The 16,275-nt window shown below is 69.4% G+C and carries 13 protein-coding genes and 5 pseudogenes; 9 read left to right on the forward strand and 9 right to left on the reverse strand.

The window, feature by feature from the left end; all coding sequences use genetic code 11:
• Positions 1–63: 63 nt before the first annotated feature.
• Both ABZV34_RS34025 and ABZV34_RS34030 read right to left on the reverse strand, forming a co-directional pair.
• Positions 64–405 (reverse strand): annotated as a pseudogene (locus ABZV34_RS34025) (transposase); the annotation flags it as partial.
• 35 nt (positions 406–440) lie between these two features.
• Positions 441–923, reverse strand: a complete 483-nt coding sequence (locus ABZV34_RS34030; protein ID WP_356285435.1) for a MarR family winged helix-turn-helix transcriptional regulator — start codon at positions 921–923, stop codon at positions 441–443.
• Positions 924–1,117: 194 nt separating this feature from the next.
• Between ABZV34_RS34030 and ABZV34_RS34035 the strand changes: the two genes are divergently transcribed.
• The 5 genes from ABZV34_RS34035 to ABZV34_RS34055 all read left to right on the forward strand — a co-directional run bounded on the left by ABZV34_RS34035 (position 1,118) and on the right by ABZV34_RS34055 (position 5,944).
• Positions 1,118–1,852: an SDR family oxidoreductase gene (locus ABZV34_RS34035; RefSeq protein WP_356285438.1), complete on the forward strand. Its 735-nt coding sequence runs from the start codon at positions 1,118–1,120 to the stop codon at positions 1,850–1,852.
• Between the two features lie 110 nt (positions 1,853–1,962).
• Positions 1,963–3,462 (forward strand): MFS transporter, encoded by a 1,500-nt coding sequence (locus tag ABZV34_RS34040; RefSeq protein WP_356285441.1) that lies wholly within the window; start codon positions 1,963–1,965, stop codon positions 3,460–3,462.
• Between the two features lie 68 nt (positions 3,463–3,530).
• Positions 3,531–4,385 carry an LLM class flavin-dependent oxidoreductase gene (locus tag ABZV34_RS34045; protein WP_356285444.1) on the forward strand — a complete coding sequence of 285 codons (855 nt, stop codon included), beginning with the start codon at positions 3,531–3,533 and terminating at the stop codon, positions 4,383–4,385.
• Between the two features lie 99 nt (positions 4,386–4,484).
• Positions 4,485–5,102, forward strand: a complete 618-nt coding sequence (locus ABZV34_RS34050) for an NAD(P)-binding domain-containing protein (protein WP_356285447.1) — start codon at positions 4,485–4,487, stop codon at positions 5,100–5,102.
• Positions 5,103–5,275: 173 nt separating this feature from the next.
• On the forward strand, positions 5,276–5,944 hold the full coding sequence (locus tag ABZV34_RS34055; RefSeq protein ID WP_356285450.1) for an NAD(P)-binding domain-containing protein: 669 nt from the start codon (positions 5,276–5,278) through the stop codon (positions 5,942–5,944).
• Positions 5,945–6,117: 173 nt separating this feature from the next.
• Here the strand turns inward: ABZV34_RS34055 and ABZV34_RS34060 are convergent, their stop codons facing one another.
• From ABZV34_RS34060 to ABZV34_RS34075, 4 genes and pseudogenes are all read right to left on the reverse strand, one after another.
• On the reverse strand, positions 6,118–6,390 hold the full coding sequence (locus ABZV34_RS34060) for a DUF3761 domain-containing protein (protein ID WP_356285452.1): 273 nt from the start codon (positions 6,388–6,390) through the stop codon (positions 6,118–6,120).
• Positions 6,391–6,587: 197 nt separating this feature from the next.
• Positions 6,588–6,656, reverse strand: a pseudogene (locus ABZV34_RS34065) (DUF6207 family protein); the annotation flags it as partial.
• Between the two features lie 178 nt (positions 6,657–6,834).
• A complete protein-coding gene (locus ABZV34_RS34070; RefSeq protein ID WP_356285455.1) occupies positions 6,835–7,215 on the reverse strand; it encodes a hypothetical protein in 381 nt (126 codons plus the stop codon).
• A complete protein-coding gene (locus tag ABZV34_RS34075) occupies positions 7,212–7,469 on the reverse strand; it encodes a hypothetical protein (RefSeq protein WP_356285458.1) in 258 nt (85 codons plus the stop codon). The genes ABZV34_RS34070 and ABZV34_RS34075 overlap by 4 nt, the downstream gene beginning before the upstream one ends.
• Positions 7,470–7,874: 405 nt before the next feature.
• On the opposite strand from ABZV34_RS34075, the pseudogene ABZV34_RS34080 reads away from it, so the two are divergent.
• A pseudogene (locus ABZV34_RS34080) lies at positions 7,875–8,321 on the forward strand (DDE-type integrase/transposase/recombinase); the annotation flags it as partial.
• Positions 8,322–8,662: 341 nt separating this feature from the next.
• On the opposite strand, the gene ABZV34_RS34085 reads toward ABZV34_RS34080, so the two are convergent.
• Together ABZV34_RS34085 and ABZV34_RS34090 are read right to left on the reverse strand one after the other, a co-directional pair.
• Positions 8,663–9,976 (reverse strand): SWIM zinc finger family protein, encoded by a 1,314-nt coding sequence (locus tag ABZV34_RS34085; RefSeq protein ID WP_356285461.1) that lies wholly within the window; start codon positions 9,974–9,976, stop codon positions 8,663–8,665.
• Positions 9,973–12,816, reverse strand: a complete 2,844-nt coding sequence (locus ABZV34_RS34090) for a DEAD/DEAH box helicase (RefSeq protein ID WP_356285463.1) — start codon at positions 12,814–12,816, stop codon at positions 9,973–9,975. The genes ABZV34_RS34085 and ABZV34_RS34090 overlap by 4 nt, the downstream gene beginning before the upstream one ends.
• Positions 12,817–13,111: 295 nt before the next feature.
• Between ABZV34_RS34090 and ABZV34_RS34095 the strand changes: the two genes are divergently transcribed.
• From ABZV34_RS34095 to ABZV34_RS34105, 3 genes and pseudogenes are all read left to right on the forward strand, one after another.
• Positions 13,112–15,256 carry a plasmid pRiA4b ORF-3 family protein gene (locus ABZV34_RS34095; RefSeq protein WP_356285466.1) on the forward strand — a complete coding sequence of 715 codons (2,145 nt, stop codon included), beginning with the start codon at positions 13,112–13,114 and terminating at the stop codon, positions 15,254–15,256.
• Positions 15,257–15,448: 192 nt separating this feature from the next.
• On the forward strand, positions 15,449–15,730 hold the full coding sequence (locus ABZV34_RS34100) for a hypothetical protein (protein WP_356285469.1): 282 nt from the start codon (positions 15,449–15,451) through the stop codon (positions 15,728–15,730).
• Positions 15,673–15,834, forward strand: a pseudogene (locus ABZV34_RS34105) (Uma2 family endonuclease); the annotation flags it as partial. The gene ABZV34_RS34100 and the pseudogene ABZV34_RS34105, both read left to right, overlap by 58 nt.
• Positions 15,835–16,143: 309 nt before the next feature.
• On the opposite strand, the pseudogene ABZV34_RS34110 reads toward ABZV34_RS34105, so the two are convergent.
• Positions 16,144–16,275, reverse strand: a pseudogene (locus ABZV34_RS34110) (PucR family transcriptional regulator); the annotation flags it as partial.

Below are 16,275 nucleotides of genomic sequence, written 5' to 3' on the forward strand. Positions count from 1 at the left end.
CGGGTGGATGCTGCAGTCATGCTCGGTGAGCGTCCTGCAGATCGGCTCGACTCCGCCGAAGCGGTCCCGGTGCTCGTCGATGAACGCTACGAGCGAGCGTGTGTGTGGCCGGTCGAGCTCGGCCGCGAAGTGCCGCAGCCTTCAGGATCTCGTTCGCCCGCTTCAGCTCGGCGACCTCCTTCTTCAGCGCCTTGAGCTGGGCGGACTTCTCCGTCGTAGTCCCGGTCCGGGCACCGGCATCGACCTCGGCCTGCCGCACCCAGTTCCGCAGGGACTCCGGCCCGATGTCCGAGCTTCGCGCCGATCGAGCGGATCGCCGCGGACTCCGTCTTGTACTGATCACGAAGTCTCCAGGACCAGACGCACGGCCCGCTCCTTGAGCTCCTTCGGGTATTGCTTCGCCATAACGGACTCGATCCTTCCAAAAGATCGAGCCTCGATCAAACCCGGAACGGTTCACTAGGACCTTCTGCGTTTTCGAGCTTGGCCCAAATCCGGGTGATGGCAGCAATGTCATCGTCGTCGAGGGGATCGACGAAGTGTCTCTTGACCGAATCCTCGAAAGTTCGTCTGACCGACTCGGCGAAGTGCCGTCCGCTTTTGGTGAAGCTGATGAGCGACACCCGCCCGTCGCCTTGGTCGGCGCCACGCTGGAGGTGCCCGGCAACGATCAGTTCCTGGACCAACCGTGATGCTCGAGTCGGGCTCACGCTGACAAGTTCGCCAGACAGAACTCGAACCGACTGAGGCTCGGTTTCCAGGAGCCAGCACAGGATCTCGACGGTGCTGAACGAGATCTTGTGCTGGTCCATCAGCGCGGCGTCGATCCGCCCGGTAACTGTGGCGTGGGTGAACAGCAGCGCAAACCAGCCCTTGACTTGGTCCGGGGAAATGATTCGCGGTTGCGACACGGGTGCCTTCACACCCAGCAGCATACCCGGAAACTGAGTGCCTTCCCAGTTAGATGCGCGCGCACGCATCTGGTACGATGAGCGTGTACCCACGACGGGAGAACAGTCCCGTTTGCGGAGCGCTTCGCACAACCGGCGCGTACTCGCCGGCCCGCAGGGTCCGCGCACCGTTCGGCCGTTCGGCCGACAGAAGGATGAAGGTCAACATGCCCAAACTTGATGGCAAGGTCGCCGTGATCACTGGAGCAACCTCTGGGATGGGGTTGGCGACGGCCAAGTTGTTCGTCGCCGAAGGCGCCTACGTGTTCATCACCGGACGAGACAGGCGCAGACTGGATGAGGCGGTCGCCGCCATCGGCCACAACGTGACGGGCGTGCAGGCGGACTCGGGAGATCTCGACGACCTGGCTCGCTTGGCCGAGACCGTGCGGGAGCACCACGGACGAGTCGACGTCCTGTTTGCGAGCGCCGGCCTCGGTTCGGTGTCCGACCCGTTGGGAAGCATCACCCCGGATACGTTCGATGCGATGGTGGGCGTGAACTTCCGCGGCACTGTGTTCACCGTTCAGTACCTGCTGCCGTTGATGAGCGACGGTGCGTCGATCATCCTGAACGGCACGACCAGCGCGACCAAGGGCATTCCCGGTGCCGGTGTCTACTCGGCGAGCAAGGCCGCCGTGCGTTCACTCGCCCGCACCTGGGCCGCGGAGCTGAAGATCCGCGGTATCCGGGTAAATGTCGTCAGTCCCGGTTCGATCGATACCGCGCTCTTCAGCACGGTATCCCCCGAGTTTCGGGAGCAGATCACCGCCGCCATCCCGCTGGGACGGCTGGGCAGCAGCGAGGAAATCGGGGCTGCTGCGCTGTTCCTGGCCTCCTCGGACGCCAGCTTCATCACCGGCGCAAACCTAGTCGTCGACGGCGGGTTCAGCCAGATCTAACAGCGAGCGACGACCAGAGAAGCGCCTCATGCCGGCGCTCCGACCTAACCGCACCAGGGGCAGAGAAAATGAGCAGTAACAAGCCCTCCGGGGCCCCCCGCGTCTCAGTCGTGGCGAAAGCCGACGCAGCGCAATCGACGGTTCCACACAATCCGTACCACGAGCGACGGTGGATGGCTCTGGGCGTCGTCGTCACCGCCCAGATCATGATTCTGCTGGATGCGACTGTCGTGAACGTGGCGTTGCCTTCGGCGCAGGCCGACCTGGGCTTCTCTGACGCCAACCGGCAGTGGGTCATCACTGCTTACGTGCTGGCGTTCGGCAGTTTGCTGCCGCTGGGCGGCCGGCTTGCCGACGCGTACGGCCGCAAAACCATGTTCATCGTGGGACTGCTTGGGTTCGCGATTGCCTCCGCCGTCGGCGGCGCGGCCCCGAACATCGGCACGTTGATCACTGCCCGGGCCGTCCAGGGTGGGTTCGCCGCGATTCTCGCGCCGGCGGCGTTGTCGCTGATCACCGTGATCTTCACCGACCTCAGGGAGCTGAACAAGGCGTTCGGGATCTTCGGTGCGGTGTCGGGCAGCGCCGGCGCCATCGGCCTGCTGCTGGGTGGTTTGCTGACCGACTATGTGAGCTGGCGCTGGTGCATGTACGTGAACATCGTCCTCGCGGTCGTGGGACTCATCGGCGGACTCACATTGCTGCACAACTCCACCGAACCCGACAAGCCCAAGCTTTCCGTGCCTAGCACGGTCGTCGGCTCGGCGGCGATTTTCGGGTTGGTCTTCGGCTCGGCCAAGGCCCAGACGGACGGCTGGGGCTCGGCAGTCACGCTGACCCCGCTCGTCGTCGGTGGTCTCCTGTTGGTCGGCTTCGTCGTGCTCCAGAAGGTCGACCGTCACCCGCTCATCCCGCTGCGCGTACTCGCCGACCGCAATCGCAGTGCGGCCTACCTGACGCTCTTCCTGGCGAACGCGGCGGTATTTGCAGTGTTCCTGTTCCTGACGTACTACTTCCAGGGCGTGCTGCGCTACTCGCCGATCACGACCGGCGTCGCGTTCCTGCCGCTGATGGTGACAATTGGCGTGGTAGCCACGCTGACCCAGGGCGTGCTGTTGCAGCGCTTGACTATGCGGTTCATCGTCGCCGCCGGCTTGATCGCCTCCGGTGCTGGGGCCGCCTTGCTGACCCAAGCCGATGCGGGCAGCCCGTACGCGGCCTGGGTGCTGCCCGGGCTGGTGCTGATCGGAACGGGTATCGGCTCGGCCGCCGTCGTGGCCGTCGCGGTCGGGCAGATGGGCGTCGAACTGCGCGACGCCGGCACCGCCGGGGCGCTCAACAATGTCTCACAGCAGCTCGGCTCGGCGCTCGGCGTCGCCTTGATCAGCACCTTCGTCGCCACCGCAACCAACCACTACCTGACCGAGCATGGCAGCACGGCCGTTGTCGGTGCCACCGTGCACGGGTTCGCCATCGGATTCTGGTGGGCCGCGGGTCTTTTCTGGGCCGCCGCTGTCATCTGCGGCGCCCTGATCCGCGGCGGCACCAGCCTTCACCACGAGGCCGGCCAGCCCGAGCCTCTCGACGGAATCGTCAGCGCCCTGATCTGACAACACGCTGTGGGCGACGACGTCGCGCGTCGCGGCTGACCACGCACGAACGACTGAAGGAGACATCGATGCCTGACTATGGTCATCCCCTGCGTTTCGCAACATTCATTGGTCCCACGAACTCCCCGGCGACCCGTCCGGTCGAGTTGGCGCAGCTCAGTGAGCGGCTCGGGTTCGATTTCGTGACCTTCCAGGATCATCCCTACCAGTCGAGCTTTCTCGATACCTGGACTCTGCTGAGTTGGGTGGCCGCGCGGACCGAGCGCATCGGTCTGTCTGGCAATGTGCTCAACTTGCCGCTGCGTCAGCCCCCCGCCGTGCTCGCCCGCGCGGCCGCCAGCCTCGACCTGCTCTCCGGTGGTCGGATGAGCCTCGGGCTCGGGGCCGGCTTCTACTGGGATGCGGTGCAGGCGATCGGCGGACGTCGATTGACCCCGTTGCAGTCAGTGGCGGCGTTGAGCGAGGCGATCGACGTGATCCGTGGGGTGTGGGACGCCGACGGGCCCGGCCGACTGGATGTCGACGGGGAGTTCTATTCGGTCCACGGCGCCGAGCGCGGACCCGCGCCCGCACACGAGATCCCGATCTGGCTCGGAGCCCACAAGCCGAAGATGCAGGGCCTGGTGGGACGTAAGGCCGATGGCTGGTTGCCGTCGCTGCCGGTCATGGAGCCAGGCGGCCTCCAGAAGGGAAACGCGATCATCGACGACGCCGCGCGGGCCGCTAACCGCGACCCCCGCGAGATCACCCGGCTGCTGAACATCTTCCCGAGTCAGCAGACTGCGGAGGCACTGGCCCAGATGGCCGTCGAGGACGGTGTCAGCGTCTTCATCCTGGCCAGCGACGACCCGGACGTACTCGAACGCTTCGCCGCGGAAACTATCCCCGCCATACGCGAACACGTCGCCCGCGAACGCTCTTAGCACTCCGCCCTGCGCGGCCAATGCTCTCGACGCAGCCCACCACACCGGCAAGACCCCTATTACCCAGCAGTTGATCGATAGACAGCAAAGGAAAACGTCATGACCACCATCAGCATCATCGGCTCGGGCAACATGGCCACCGCCATCGGCACCCGGGCGGCGAAGCACGGCCACACCATCGAGCTCATGAGCCGGAACACCGTCAAAGCTCAGGCGCTGGCCGACCAGATCGGCAATGGAGCCACCGTCGGCGTGTTCGGTGCAACGCCGGCAGGTGACATCGTCATCGTGGCCGTCCCGTACACCGGCGCAGTCGACGCGGTCATTCGCTACGACGGCGCGTTGGCCGGCAAGATCCTCGTCGACATCTCCAATCCTTTCAACACCGACGCCGACGGGCTCGCGACTACCCCAGGTCGCTCGGCGGCCCAGGAGATCGCCGCTGCCGCCCCCGAGGGCACACCGGTCGTGAAGGCGCTGAACTCGATATTCGGCCACGTCCTCGCTCACGACAAGCCCCTGGACGCGTTTCTTGCCGGCGACGACGTAGAGGCGAAAGCCCAAGTCGCGGCGTTTCTGAAGAGCATCGGCTTGCGGCCTCTCGACGCCGGAGGGCTCCAGATGGCGTCGGTCCTTGAATGGACCGGCCTCCTGCTGATGGGGCTGGCCCGCCACGGCGCCGGCTTCGACATCGCCCTCGGCGCAGAATTCAACTGAATACCTGGCTGTCTCGGCTGCCCCGTGCTGATCCGGTGAGGTAGTTGGGCGGCTGTGTGACTGGCACGGCCTCGGTGATCCGAGGGCGACCGGTGTCCCAGGACGTCGTTCCTAGGCCGACATCGAGCAGTAGCAACGACAGAGTAGGTGCTTTCGAGAAGGGAAGCAGAACTATGACAACGGTTGGATTCATCGGAAGTGGGCAGATCGGGAGCGCCGTCGCGCGGCTCGCCATCGAAGCCGGGCACCGGGTGGTGCTGAGTAACTCGCGCGGTCCCGAAACGCTCGCGGACTTGATTACGGAACTGGGGCCGCAGGCGTCGGCCGCGTCGAGCACGGATGCCGCGGCGGCTGGCGACATCATCGTGATAACGGTGCCAGTCAAGGCCTTTCCCAACCTGCCTGCCGCGCCACTAGTCGGGAAAACAGTCATCGATACTTGCAACTACGGCCCCGAGCGGGATGGGCTCATCCCCGAACTCGACGACAAGTCGCTGACCTCGAGCGCACTGCTGCTGCGCTATCTCCCGGACGCCGTGGTGGTGAAAGCGTTCAACAACATCTTCTTCAAGCACCTGCTGTCACTCGGCCGCCCGGTAGGAGCGGCCGACCGCTCCTACCTGCCGATCGCCGGCGACTCCGCTGAGGCCAAGGCGACGGTGGTCGAGTTCATCGACTCGATCGGCTACAGCGTGGTGGACACAGGACCGCTGGCCGACAGCTGGCGGCAGGAGACGGGTACGCCGGTGTGGGGGACGCCATATGGGCCGCACTCGGAAGAGGAAGGCCGGCCGGTCGGCGCGAATGCGATCCGCGTGGCCCTGGCCAGGGCCACGCGGTAACCGCAAGTCGGCGCGCGCCGCAGCACTCTCGGTGCTCCCGCAAGGCCCATGAACGCGTGCAGCAGGTGCACAAGATGGTCCCATATAGGGGCCTGAGGAAGCGGGCCGTCGACTATGAGATCGGACGGGCCGCCCGCTTCCCGTGTGAAGCGGGGGGCCTGCGCGTGGTGGGCCTACTTGAACCAGTACCTGACGCCGTGGTGGTGGGAGCAAGTGCCCTGGGCGTGCCGAGAGTACGAGAGCGAGGCGTCCTTGCACTTCGCCGTCTCGGTCTTGTTCTGCGGCCTCTGGCGGTGGGTCCAGCCACACAGGCCGGTCGTGTGATGGACACAGTGGTGCGCCGTGTTGGTGGCCGGCAGCGCCGCCGCGGCCGTGGCGGCCGGAGCGCTGAAGACGAGGCCGGCCAGAGCCACTGTGACGGCTGCGGCGGCAAGACGTGCGTGCAAAGCAATCCCCCTGGAGATGGTGCGAGTTACGCAGTGATTTGATGGCGGTTTGCATATATTTGATGGTGAAACGGGAAAGTCCATGCCGAGCCGCTGCGCTGAGCGTGACATCCCGGCCTCGGACTTCGGTAGGCGCTTCGCAGTGCCGCCGTGCGTGGCCGACCGGGAGCACCCCGGCCCGGAGAGTGCCGTCTCGGTCAGGGGCTGGGGCGCTGGCACATGTCGAGGTAGCAGCGCAGCCGTACGCCAGGCTGTCCGAGGTCGCGGTCAGGCGCTGCGTGAGCCCTCCGCTCGGAACCATCTGATCAACTTCCTGCCGGTCGCCGTTGTGGCGAGGCCAAGCGGATGCGGTGCTGCTGGGGAGGTCCGGACGGCTCAAGCGAGGTGTCCCCGTGACGCACTGCGGTGCCGCCGGATCCGGCGGCACCGCAGTGCTACCGGCAGTCAGGGGGCAAGGTCCAGGACGCGGACCGGCTCGCCTGCCCAGCGGTTCGGAGCGGTGGTGGCGACGATCGCGCCGTCGGGACGGTCCGCGGTGGGCTGTGCGGCGTACTGGCAGTGTGCCGCGGCCCAGGTCTCCTGCCGCGCGACGGCCAGGACGGCAGGAAGATCCAGGTCCAGGACGGTGATGCCCGGCAGCGCGGCCAGGTGCTCCGCCGTGCCGGAACGTGCCCGGTCGGCTTCGATGAGCGCGCACGCCGGGGCATATAGGAACCAGCCCGGTTCGGAGTGCGCCCGGTGGATCAGGCGGGAGGCAAGGACGTTGCCTTGGCCAGCCGCGGCCATCGCCGTGTCGTCCAGGACGATGTGCATGGCATCGCTCACCGGGCCGTCACCTGGGCCAGGCGCCGGTCCAGCTCACTGTCCAGATCATGCTGCTCGGCCCTGGTCGGGGCGTAGCCGTTCCACTCCTTCAAGGCGGCGCGTGCCTGCTCGGCACGCTCGGCACGCTCAACCGGAGTGAGCAGGGTCTCGGCCAGCCGGGCGAGATAGGCGCGCAGCGACAGACCTTCGGCAGCCGCCAGGGCGGCGAGCCGGACCTTGGCTTCCTCAGGGATTCGGACATTGGCATCGGACATCGTCGTACTCCTTTCCACCCCACAAGCCTATGGGTATGGGTACGTACCCGTACCCATACCTGCAGCAAGTTTCAGTCACACCTCTGCTGCATGACTGAAACTGGCGCAAGGCTGAGCCGTCGGTGATCCTTTCGCCTCCCCCAGCGGGAGGTCACCCACCCGGCCCTGCCCGTGTGCTACCACCTGCGGGGGGCCAGGCCGTCCCTCCCGACCCTCCCCACGGGAGGGCCGTCGCGTGCGAGGACCTGCTGAGGCTGCCATGTGCGGCTTCGTTAGGGTCCGAGGCTCCGAACGAATGCTGCGGCTGACCGGCGGCCCCCGGGGCTGGCAGCACCGTCGGGACCGACCCCCGCGGTATAGGTTTCTTCGGCCGTCACCAGATCGGGCTGATGAGCTGAGTTGAAGTACCTGTGGTGGGCCGTCGACCAGGACGGCAACGTCCTGGACATCCTCGTGCAGGACCGCCGGAATACTGCCGCGACCAGGCGGTTCTTCCGCCGCTTGATGAAGAAGGCCCGTACGGTGCCCCGGGTGGTCGTCAAGGACAAGCTCCGCTCCTACGGCGCCGCCCACCGCGAGGTCATGCCCTCGGTCGAGCACCGGCAGTCGAAGTACCTGAACAACCGGGCGGAGAACAGCCACCAGCCCACCCGCCAGAGGGAACACGCGATGAAAGGCTTCCGCAGCGTCGGCGCGGCCCAGCGCTTCCTGTCCGCCTTCAGCGGCATCTCACGCCACTTCCGACCCCACCGCCACCTGATGACCGCCACCCAGCACCGCGCCGAAATGACCATCCGCTTCACCATCTGGGACCAGATCACCGGCGCTGCCGGCCGGCCCACCACGGCCTGAACACCGCCCGGACGGCGGGCCCACCATGCCCCGACGCACCGTCAGGCCACCCACACCCAACAACGTGACAGCGCCGATGAAGGGCCTGTACTGCATCCCCGTTCACGAGAACACGGGCACGCACCTTCGCGTCCTCCTCGCCGACGGCTCCAAGATCACCATCCGTGGCACGACCGCCGACGGGCGCAAGGTCAGCTCCCAGCAGACGGTCGGCGACCGCGGCGGCTGGCTCGCCGTGTGGGGCGACGACACTGACAGTTCCGTCGAGGTCTACCGCTCTGCCGGCCGGGGCCTGACCCAGGCCACTCCCTGTTCGTACGCCTATTCACATAGGGCGCGGCTCAGGTTGCGAGGAGGGCGGTCAGGACGACGGCGGGGTCGGCGTCGGGCGGTCCGGCGGGCCACCAGGTGCCTTCATCCTTGGTGTACGGGTACCACAATCCGTCGCGGCCCAGGCGGAGTTGGGCGTCGCGGCCCTCGACGGTCCACCGGTTGCGCCATGAGCGGAGCCGGGGTGGTGTGCCGTCGGCCCAGTCCGCTCGCAGCGCCTCGCGGTCGCGCTCCAGGCGGAGAGCGGGAGGGTTCCAGGGGCTTTCCAGTACGTCCAGGGACGCTGCGCCGCCGTGCCGCCACGCTCGGGTGGCAGCTGCGAGTTCGCCGGGGGTGCGGCCGCAGTTCGAGGCGATCCTCGCGAAGACGTCCAGAGTGGCGTGAGTGGCGGCGAGGCGGACCGCGTCCTGCCATTCGGTGAGCGGGGCGGGTGGGACGGTGCCGGCGTGCCGGGCGCCGAGAGCTCCGGACAGGAGGTGGTGGGCCCGCGTCGCGGTGTCGGCGGCGAGCAGTTCCAGAGCCGCTGGGTCCAGACCGGGCTCGGGGACGGCGGAGTCCACCAACGCGGGTCGGCGGCCGGGTCGATCGGGGAGTGGCGGCGGGCCGGGCAGGCGCGGCAGCGCGGTACGGAAGGCGAAGGCGGGCCCGGCCGGATCACCGGGCCGGGCCGGGGCTACGGCCGGGCCCGCGGCCGTGGTCGTTGCGGACGCGGCGGCTTCGGCGGAGGCGCGGGCGGTGTTGCGGCGGCCGAGCTCGTCCATCAGCTCCCGCTCGCCGCGCCCCCGCAGGAGCAGCAGCACGAAGGGGTCGCGGTCCACAAGCCGGGCGACCTGGTAGCAGAGGGCGGCGGCGTGTTTGCAGGGGTAGCCCCAGTCGGGGCAGCTGCACTCCGGGTCGAGGTCCTGTGGACCGGGCAGGAGCGGGACGCCGGCGGCCGCTGCGTCGTCGGCGAGCCCGGCGGGCATCTCGCCGTCCAGCAGCGCGGCGATGTTGGCGGCGCGTTCGGCGATCATGTCGAGCAGCTGGTCCCACTGCCGGTCCGTCAGCTGCTCAACCCGGACCGTGGAGCGGTACGGGGTACGGCGGCTGCCGTGCACCAGGGCGCCGACCGAGCCTGCGGCGACGGTGACCGGTCCGACCGCGCCGCCACGAGCGTAGGTCCGGCCGCGCGACAGGCGGCCGGAGTCCAGGGAGGACTCCTCCAGGGCGCGCACCCATGCGCGGCCCCACCAGGACTCGGCGAAGGGCGCGCGGCTGCCCTTGGCCGGCGGGAGTGCCTCGAAGGTGCGGGCGGCCGACGTGCCCGGCCCGCTACGCCTGGTCATCGCCCCGTCCTTCGCAGTGCGACCAGTTCGGCCAGTTCGCTGTCGCTCAGTTCACTGAACGCCGCCTCGCCCGAGCCGAGTACCGAGTCGGCCAGCTCCCGCTTCTGGCGGAGCATCTCGGCGACCCGGTCCTCCACGGTGCCCTCGGCGATCAGCTTGTGCACCTGGACCGGCTGGGTCTGCCCGATCCGGTAGGCGCGGTCGGTGGCCTGGTCCTCCACGGCGGGGTTCCACCAGCGGTCGTAGTGGATGACGTGTCCGGCGCGGGTAAGGTTCAGACCGGTCCCGGCTGCTTTGAGGGAGAGCAGGAACACCTTCCTCTCGCCCGTCTGGAAGGCGTCGACCATCTCCTCGCGGCGCTTGACCGTGGTGCCTCCGTGCAGGAACAGGGTGTCCACTCCGCGGTCGGCCAGGTGGCGCTCGATCAGTAAGCCCATGGCCACGTACTGGGTGAAGACCAGGGCCGACCCGTCCTCGGCCAGGACGGTGTCCAGGAGTTCGTCCAGGAGTTCCAGCTTCCCCGACCGGCCCGGGAGCTTGGCGCCCACGGGTTCCTTTAGGAACTGCGCGGGGTGGTTGCAGACCTGCTTCAGGCCGGTGAGGAGCTTCATCACCAGGCCGCGCCGGGCGATGCCCTGCCTCTCCTCGATCTCGGCCATGAGCTCGCGTACCAGCGCCTCGTACAGAGAGACCTGTTCCTTCGTCAGGGACACCGGCTGGTCGGTCTCGGTCTTGGGCGGCAGTTCGGGCGCGATGCCCGGGTCGGACTTGCGCCTGCGCAGCAGGAAAGGGCGGACCAGCGCGGCCAGCCGCCGGGCGGCCTGTTCGTCGCGGTCGCCTTCGACAGCCGTGGCGTAGCGGTCGCGGAAGGAGGCGAGCGTGCCGAGCAGGCCGGGGGTGGTCCAGTCGAGCAGTGACCACAGTTCGGACAGGTTGTTCTCGACCGGGGTGCCGGTCAACGCGACCCGCCCCCGCGAGGGGATCCGGCGCAGCGCCTGGGCGGTGAGCGCGTGCGGATTCTTGACGTGCTGGGCCTCGTCGGCGACGAGCAGGCCCCAGGGCTGCCCGGTGAGGCGTTCGGCGTCGCGGCGCATGGTCCCGTAGGTGGTCAGGACGAAGCCGCCGTCCACTCCGCCGTCGAGACCGGACAGGTCACGGCCGGGGCCGTGGAAGCGGCGCACCGGGGTGGCCGGTGCAAAGCGCCGGATCTCGCGCTCCCAGTTGCCGAGCAGCGACGCGGGGCAGACGACCAGGGTGGGACCTGCGGTGGGTTTCCGTTCCTGGCGACGCAGGTGGAGAGCGATCAAGGTCACGGTCTTGCCCAGGCCCATGTCGTCGGCGAGGCAGCCGCCCAGGCCGAGCGAGGTCATCCGGTGCAGCCAGTTCAGGCCGCGCAGCTGGTAGTCGCGCAGGGTCGCGGCCAGGGCTTTCGGGGGCCCCTGGGGCTCGCGCGCGGCGCGGGCCTCGGGGTCGGCGATCCGGGAGCGCAGCTCCTCCAGTACGCCGCTCGTGGTGACCGCCACCTGTTCGCCGTCCACCTCGACGCTGCCGGTCAGAGCGGCACTCAGGGCGTCGATCGGGGTGAGCGAGGTCGTCGCGGACTGCCCGGCCCGTCGCAGTCTGCGGACCAGCTCCGGGTCCACGACCACCCACTGGTCGCGCAGCCGCACGATCGGCCGGTGTGCCTGGACCAGCCGCTCCAACTCCTCCTCGGTGAGTTCCCGGTCCCCGAGGGCGACCCGCCAGTGGAAGTCCAGCAGGCCGCCGGAGGACAGGAACGACTCGGCCGAGGACTGCGTCCCCTGGCGGCGTACGGGTTCCAGGACGCCGGAGGCCGTCAGCTCGCGAACCAGTTCCTTGGGCCAGTGCACGGCGACCCCGGCGGCGGCAAGGCTTTCCGCCGCGTCGCCCAGCAGCGACTGGGCCTCCTCGTCGGACAGGTCCAGACCTGCCGGGGCGGCGGAGTCCAGGAGCCGCCCGGCCGGGGGCCAGGCGCGGGCGGCCCGGCGCAGCGTCAGCAGCGTGTCCACCTTGGCCCGTGGACCGAACAGTTCGGGGGCGGTGGCGTGGCCGGACCACAGGTCCGCGGCGTCGGCGAGCACCGTGGGATCGGCCAGGCTGCGCAGCTGGACCACGGCCCGGAACGAGTCCTCGCGGCCCAGTTCCAGCCGCAGCGATACCGCCAGACCCGCGTCGCGGCCGGCGGCGACCTCCGCCGCCCACCCCCGCTGCTCCGGCACCGCCTGCGGAGCTCGGACCGCGAACGCCGGTCCGCCGGTCACCTGGCGGGCGGCGGGCGGGCGGCCGAGGGAATCGGCGACGGCGTCCAGGAAGGCCCGCAGCAGCGGCTCGGCCGCCGGAAGGGTGAGGGGGGAGAGTCCGGGAACCGCGACCGCGCGGGCCTGAGGAGGCATGGCGGCGGCCAGGGAAGCCAGCCGCTCGTGGTCCTCGGTGTCCAGCGGGCCGACCCGCCACGCGTCGAATCCTTCCGGCGACACCCCGGGCAGCATCCGTCCCCGGGCGAGCAGACGCAAACCCAGCAGGGCCGCTGTGCCCCAGAACGCGGTACCGGCCGACGCCCGCCCGCTGCCCTCCGCACCGAGTGCCCGGCAGCGGGTCAGCAGCGGCAGCGCCTGCTCCACCGGCAGCAGCACGGCGACCACCCGCACCCGGCGCACGGACGAACCGTGCGGACGGACCACGGTGAGCTCCTCGGGTTCCACCCCGAGGTCCGGCGGCTCACTCCCAGGCGTCCAGAACGCCACCCGTCCCATCCGGGGCGGGTCCGCGGGGAGGAACACCGCCTCGCCCGCGGCGAGCTCCGGCAAACAGGCGGACATCCGTTCCCGGTCCGGAGTCGCAGTCTCGGGCTCTGCCGACGGGTAAACCTTCGCCACTACGCCCACTCCTGGTACCGGCTCCTGCAGCTGTTCGGGAGGGCGCGGGTCGTCCGCGAGCCCTCGGCGGGTCAAGGTTATCCGCGCGGACGGGCGGAATGTGCCAGAAGCGCTTCGCCCACTCGGCGCAGTGCGGGAAGATGTCACCGGCACCCGACGCGGAGAGCTGCGACACCTTTGCGGTCGCAGCCCCTCACCGGTGCCGGAATCCGTCTCCGCCTCGAGGGAACCCTTCGCCGTGACCGCCGAGCCTGTGCCGACCTACCAGTTGAAGATCGTCCTGCGAGACACCAGCCCGCCGGTCTGGCGCCGGGTCACCCTGCCCGCCGACACCTCACTCGGCTGCCTGCACGCCATCGTCCAGACATGCTTCGGCTGGGGCGACTCGCACCTGCATTCCTTCACCGAACCTGCCTCCGGCCGCCAATTCGTCGACTTCGACGGACCATTGGACCGCGATCCCTTCCGCGACGCGGACGAGGAGTCCGTGACCGTGGCCGAGGTACTGCCATACGAAGGCGGTCGGCTGGAGTACACGTACGACTTCGGCGACGACTGGCGGCACCGGATCACCCTGGAGAAGATCCTCCCCGCGTCCACCCCGGAACGACGCGTCCGCTGTACCGGTGGACGCCGCGCCATGCCCTACGTCGAGGACATCGGCGGCGCCTGGGCGCTGCGGGCCGTACTCGACGCCGTCGCGGACCGTGGCGCGCCGGCCCCCGAACCGTGGACCGACCTGGTCGAAACGCTGCGCGAGGACGGGTTCGACCCCGCCCGCTTCGACCGCGACGCCCTGGACCGGGAACTGGCCGGACTGGACCCGCGGCCGCCCACGGCCGCCCCGGCACCAGGGCTGGCCGAAGCCGCCTCCAGCGGGCTGCGCTGTTCCTGCGGCGAGGTCCACGACGACGAGGACCTGGAGGCGGATCTTGTCCCCGTGCGCCCCGTCACCCTGGCACCGCGCGCCGAGCTCGCAGCGGCCGCCCGGCAGGTGCCGCTGATCGTCTCCGCGCTCCGCCTGGCCCACTGGTGCCAGGGCGGACGAGCCGTCACGTCCCGGGACGTGCTGAAGCCGGCACTGGGCCGCCAGGCCGTCCAGGAACTCGGACTGTGGGCCCGGGACGACGAGCTGAGCGCACTTCGGCCCGCGGAGCGCGACGAGCGGCTGGCCCGCCTGCGCAGCTCCGGCGACCTGCCCTGCCTGGACGACCCCTGGGGGCTCGCCGTGTACGCGGACCTGGTGGAGATCAGCGCGGGCACCGCCCGCCCCGGTGCCGGCCTGCCCGCCAGCGCGGGAGACGACGGCGTACTGGAGGTGTGGTGCCGGGCCCTCGGGGACGAACTCGACGACCTGAACGACCTCGGGGCCCTCGGCCTGCCCCCGATGCTGCTGGCCGCGCTGAGCATGGAGGACGAAGACGGCGACGGCTTGGCAGCGGTGGTGCTGCGGGCACTGTACGAGGCTCCCGACGGCGAATGGCTGGACACGGCACTGCTCGTCGGCGCACTCCGCAAGGGCCTCCCGAAGCAGGAGGCACGACTGGTCGAACTGTTCCTCCTGCAGATCCTCGACCAAGCGGCCCTTGTCCTCGCCGAGTACCAGGCGGCGGAGGTCGAGCCCGGCCCGGAGACGAGCCGGCAGCGCGATCACATCCTCCTCGACATCCTCGGCGTCGAGGGGAGCACCTCGAACAGCGACGACGCTCCCCTGCCCGGGGCACGGCTCAGGCTCACCCCACTGGGACGCCACGGGCTGCGCGAGTACCTGCTCGCCGAGGGACTCCACGCTCCGCTGATCGGCGAACTGGCCGACGCCGACGCCCCGACGCTGCTGGACGCCCTGCTCGACTACGACCAGGACGCCGCCCACTCCGAAATCACCGGATGGATCAGCCATCGAGGTCAGGGCCCGGCCGCTGTCCAGCTCATCGACGCCTGCGCCGGGTTGGAAGCAGACGCGGCTCTCCGTCGCCTGGCAGCCGCGCCAGTGCTCGCGGAACTCGTCGAACCCAGAGCGCTCGCCGTCCTGCGCAAAGCCGCGGCCTCCCAGGTCCCCGGCTGCGCCGAGACCGCGGCGATCGCGCTGGCCGGCCGTGGTGAGATCCCCGAGGGACACGGTCCGGAACTCCGGCTGTGGGGGCTCGTGGACCATCTGTGGGGCCCGCTCGGCGTAGCGGACGAGGCCCTTGCCATGTTCCTGGAACAGGAGGAGGACTCGGTGCTGCCGCTTCTGGAGCAGGCCGCCGACGATCTGTGGCGCTGCGACCACCCCGGCACCGGGGCCGTTCTGGAAGCGGCTGGGCGACACCTGAGGGCTCGGGACAAGGCGCTGACCAAGCGACTGCGCAGGTCCGCCACCAAGGTCGGATCCCCGCGCTGACGATGAGGTGCCTGCATCGGTCCGCCAAGGTGATCTCCGGCATGGTCGGTGAGCCGGCCCCGGACTCTCCCGCCGGACGACGGAGCCGGGGCGCCGCGGAACCTGCCCCGACCGCTCTCACGGCCGTACCACCGGGTTCGGTGGCGCGCCACTGCCCGCCGTATCCTGACCACACACGGGAAGGAGCCGTCCATGAGCATCGACATGATCGTGCACACCGAGTTCCCCAGGGGGTACACGGTTCTGTTCGGGGCCGACGGAAAGGTGATCATGACTCCGCAGAGTGAGGAGCACTCAAGCACCATCAGGTCGATGCAGATCGACTCGGCCGCCGCCCTCGGCCGTCACGCGAAGGTCACCTCCGACGTCTACATCGACTTCCCCGCCGACGAGAACTCCGCCCCGACCTGGCCATTCTGCGTGAGGACGCGCGCAAGGAGGGCAAGCGCTACACCTTCGAGGACGTCCTGCTGATCTCCGAAGTCGTCTCGACCTCGTCCGCGCGCACGGACTACGACGACTGCACCGCGAAGTACGGCCGTTATGGCATCCCCGTCCACCTTGTCGTGGACCCCTACGCCCAGGAAGTCGTCCTCCACACCCAGCCGACCGGCACGGGTTACATCACGGCGCACACCCACAAGTACGGCACGGGCAAGCTCCCCATCCCCCTGGCCGACGGCCGCACCTTCACCCTCGACCTCGACGAACTCCCCCACGCGGAGGCCCGAGGGGAACGCTCGCTGACGAAGGACTCCCGCCGACGGCTTGCTGTCGGCATCGCCGTTGCCGGACGTTGTCGTTCCTGGTCGGCGGCTGCCGTGGATCACGGCCTGTCGCACCCGGTTGGGCAGAGGCTTCCGACTTCCGGTCAGGGAGCCGTGCGGTTCCAGGTGGCGCTCGTGAGCCCGGCCCCGGGCGGCGAGTTCGTCGGCGTGGCCCGCGGCGCTCGCGGCGGAGAGCTCGTCGATGTAGGCGAAGGTCAGCTCGGCGAACTTGGCGACCTCGGCGGCGGGCAG

The organism is Streptomyces sp. NPDC005195, from assembly GCF_040608315.1.
GTDB lineage: Bacteria > Actinomycetota > Actinomycetes > Streptomycetales > Streptomycetaceae > Streptomyces > Streptomyces kaempferi.

Excerpts from the sequence above, each read along its gene's own strand:
- ABZV34_RS34035 (WP_356285438.1), top strand. The coding sequence starts at position 1,118 with ATGCCCAAACTTGATGGCAAGGTCGCCGTGATCACTGGAGCAACCTCT.
- ABZV34_RS34045 (WP_356285444.1), top strand. The coding sequence starts at position 3,531 with ATGCCTGACTATGGTCATCCCCTGCGTTTCGCAACATTCATTGGTCCC.
- ABZV34_RS34050 (WP_356285447.1), top strand. The coding sequence starts at position 4,485 with ATGACCACCATCAGCATCATCGGCTCGGGCAACATGGCCACCGCCATC.
- ABZV34_RS34055 (WP_356285450.1), top strand. The coding sequence starts at position 5,276 with ATGACAACGGTTGGATTCATCGGAAGTGGGCAGATCGGGAGCGCCGTC.
- ABZV34_RS34075 (WP_356285458.1), bottom strand. The coding sequence starts at position 7,469 with ATGTCCGATGCCAATGTCCGAATCCCTGAGGAAGCCAAGGTCCGGCTC.
- ABZV34_RS34085 (WP_356285461.1), bottom strand. The coding sequence starts at position 9,976 with ATGACCAGGCGTAGCGGGCCGGGCACGTCGGCCGCCCGCACCTTCGAG.
- ABZV34_RS34090 (WP_356285463.1), bottom strand. The coding sequence starts at position 12,816 with ATGTCCGCCTGTTTGCCGGAGCTCGCCGCGGGCGAGGCGGTGTTCCTC.
- ABZV34_RS34100 (WP_356285469.1), top strand. The coding sequence starts at position 15,449 with ATGAGCATCGACATGATCGTGCACACCGAGTTCCCCAGGGGGTACACG.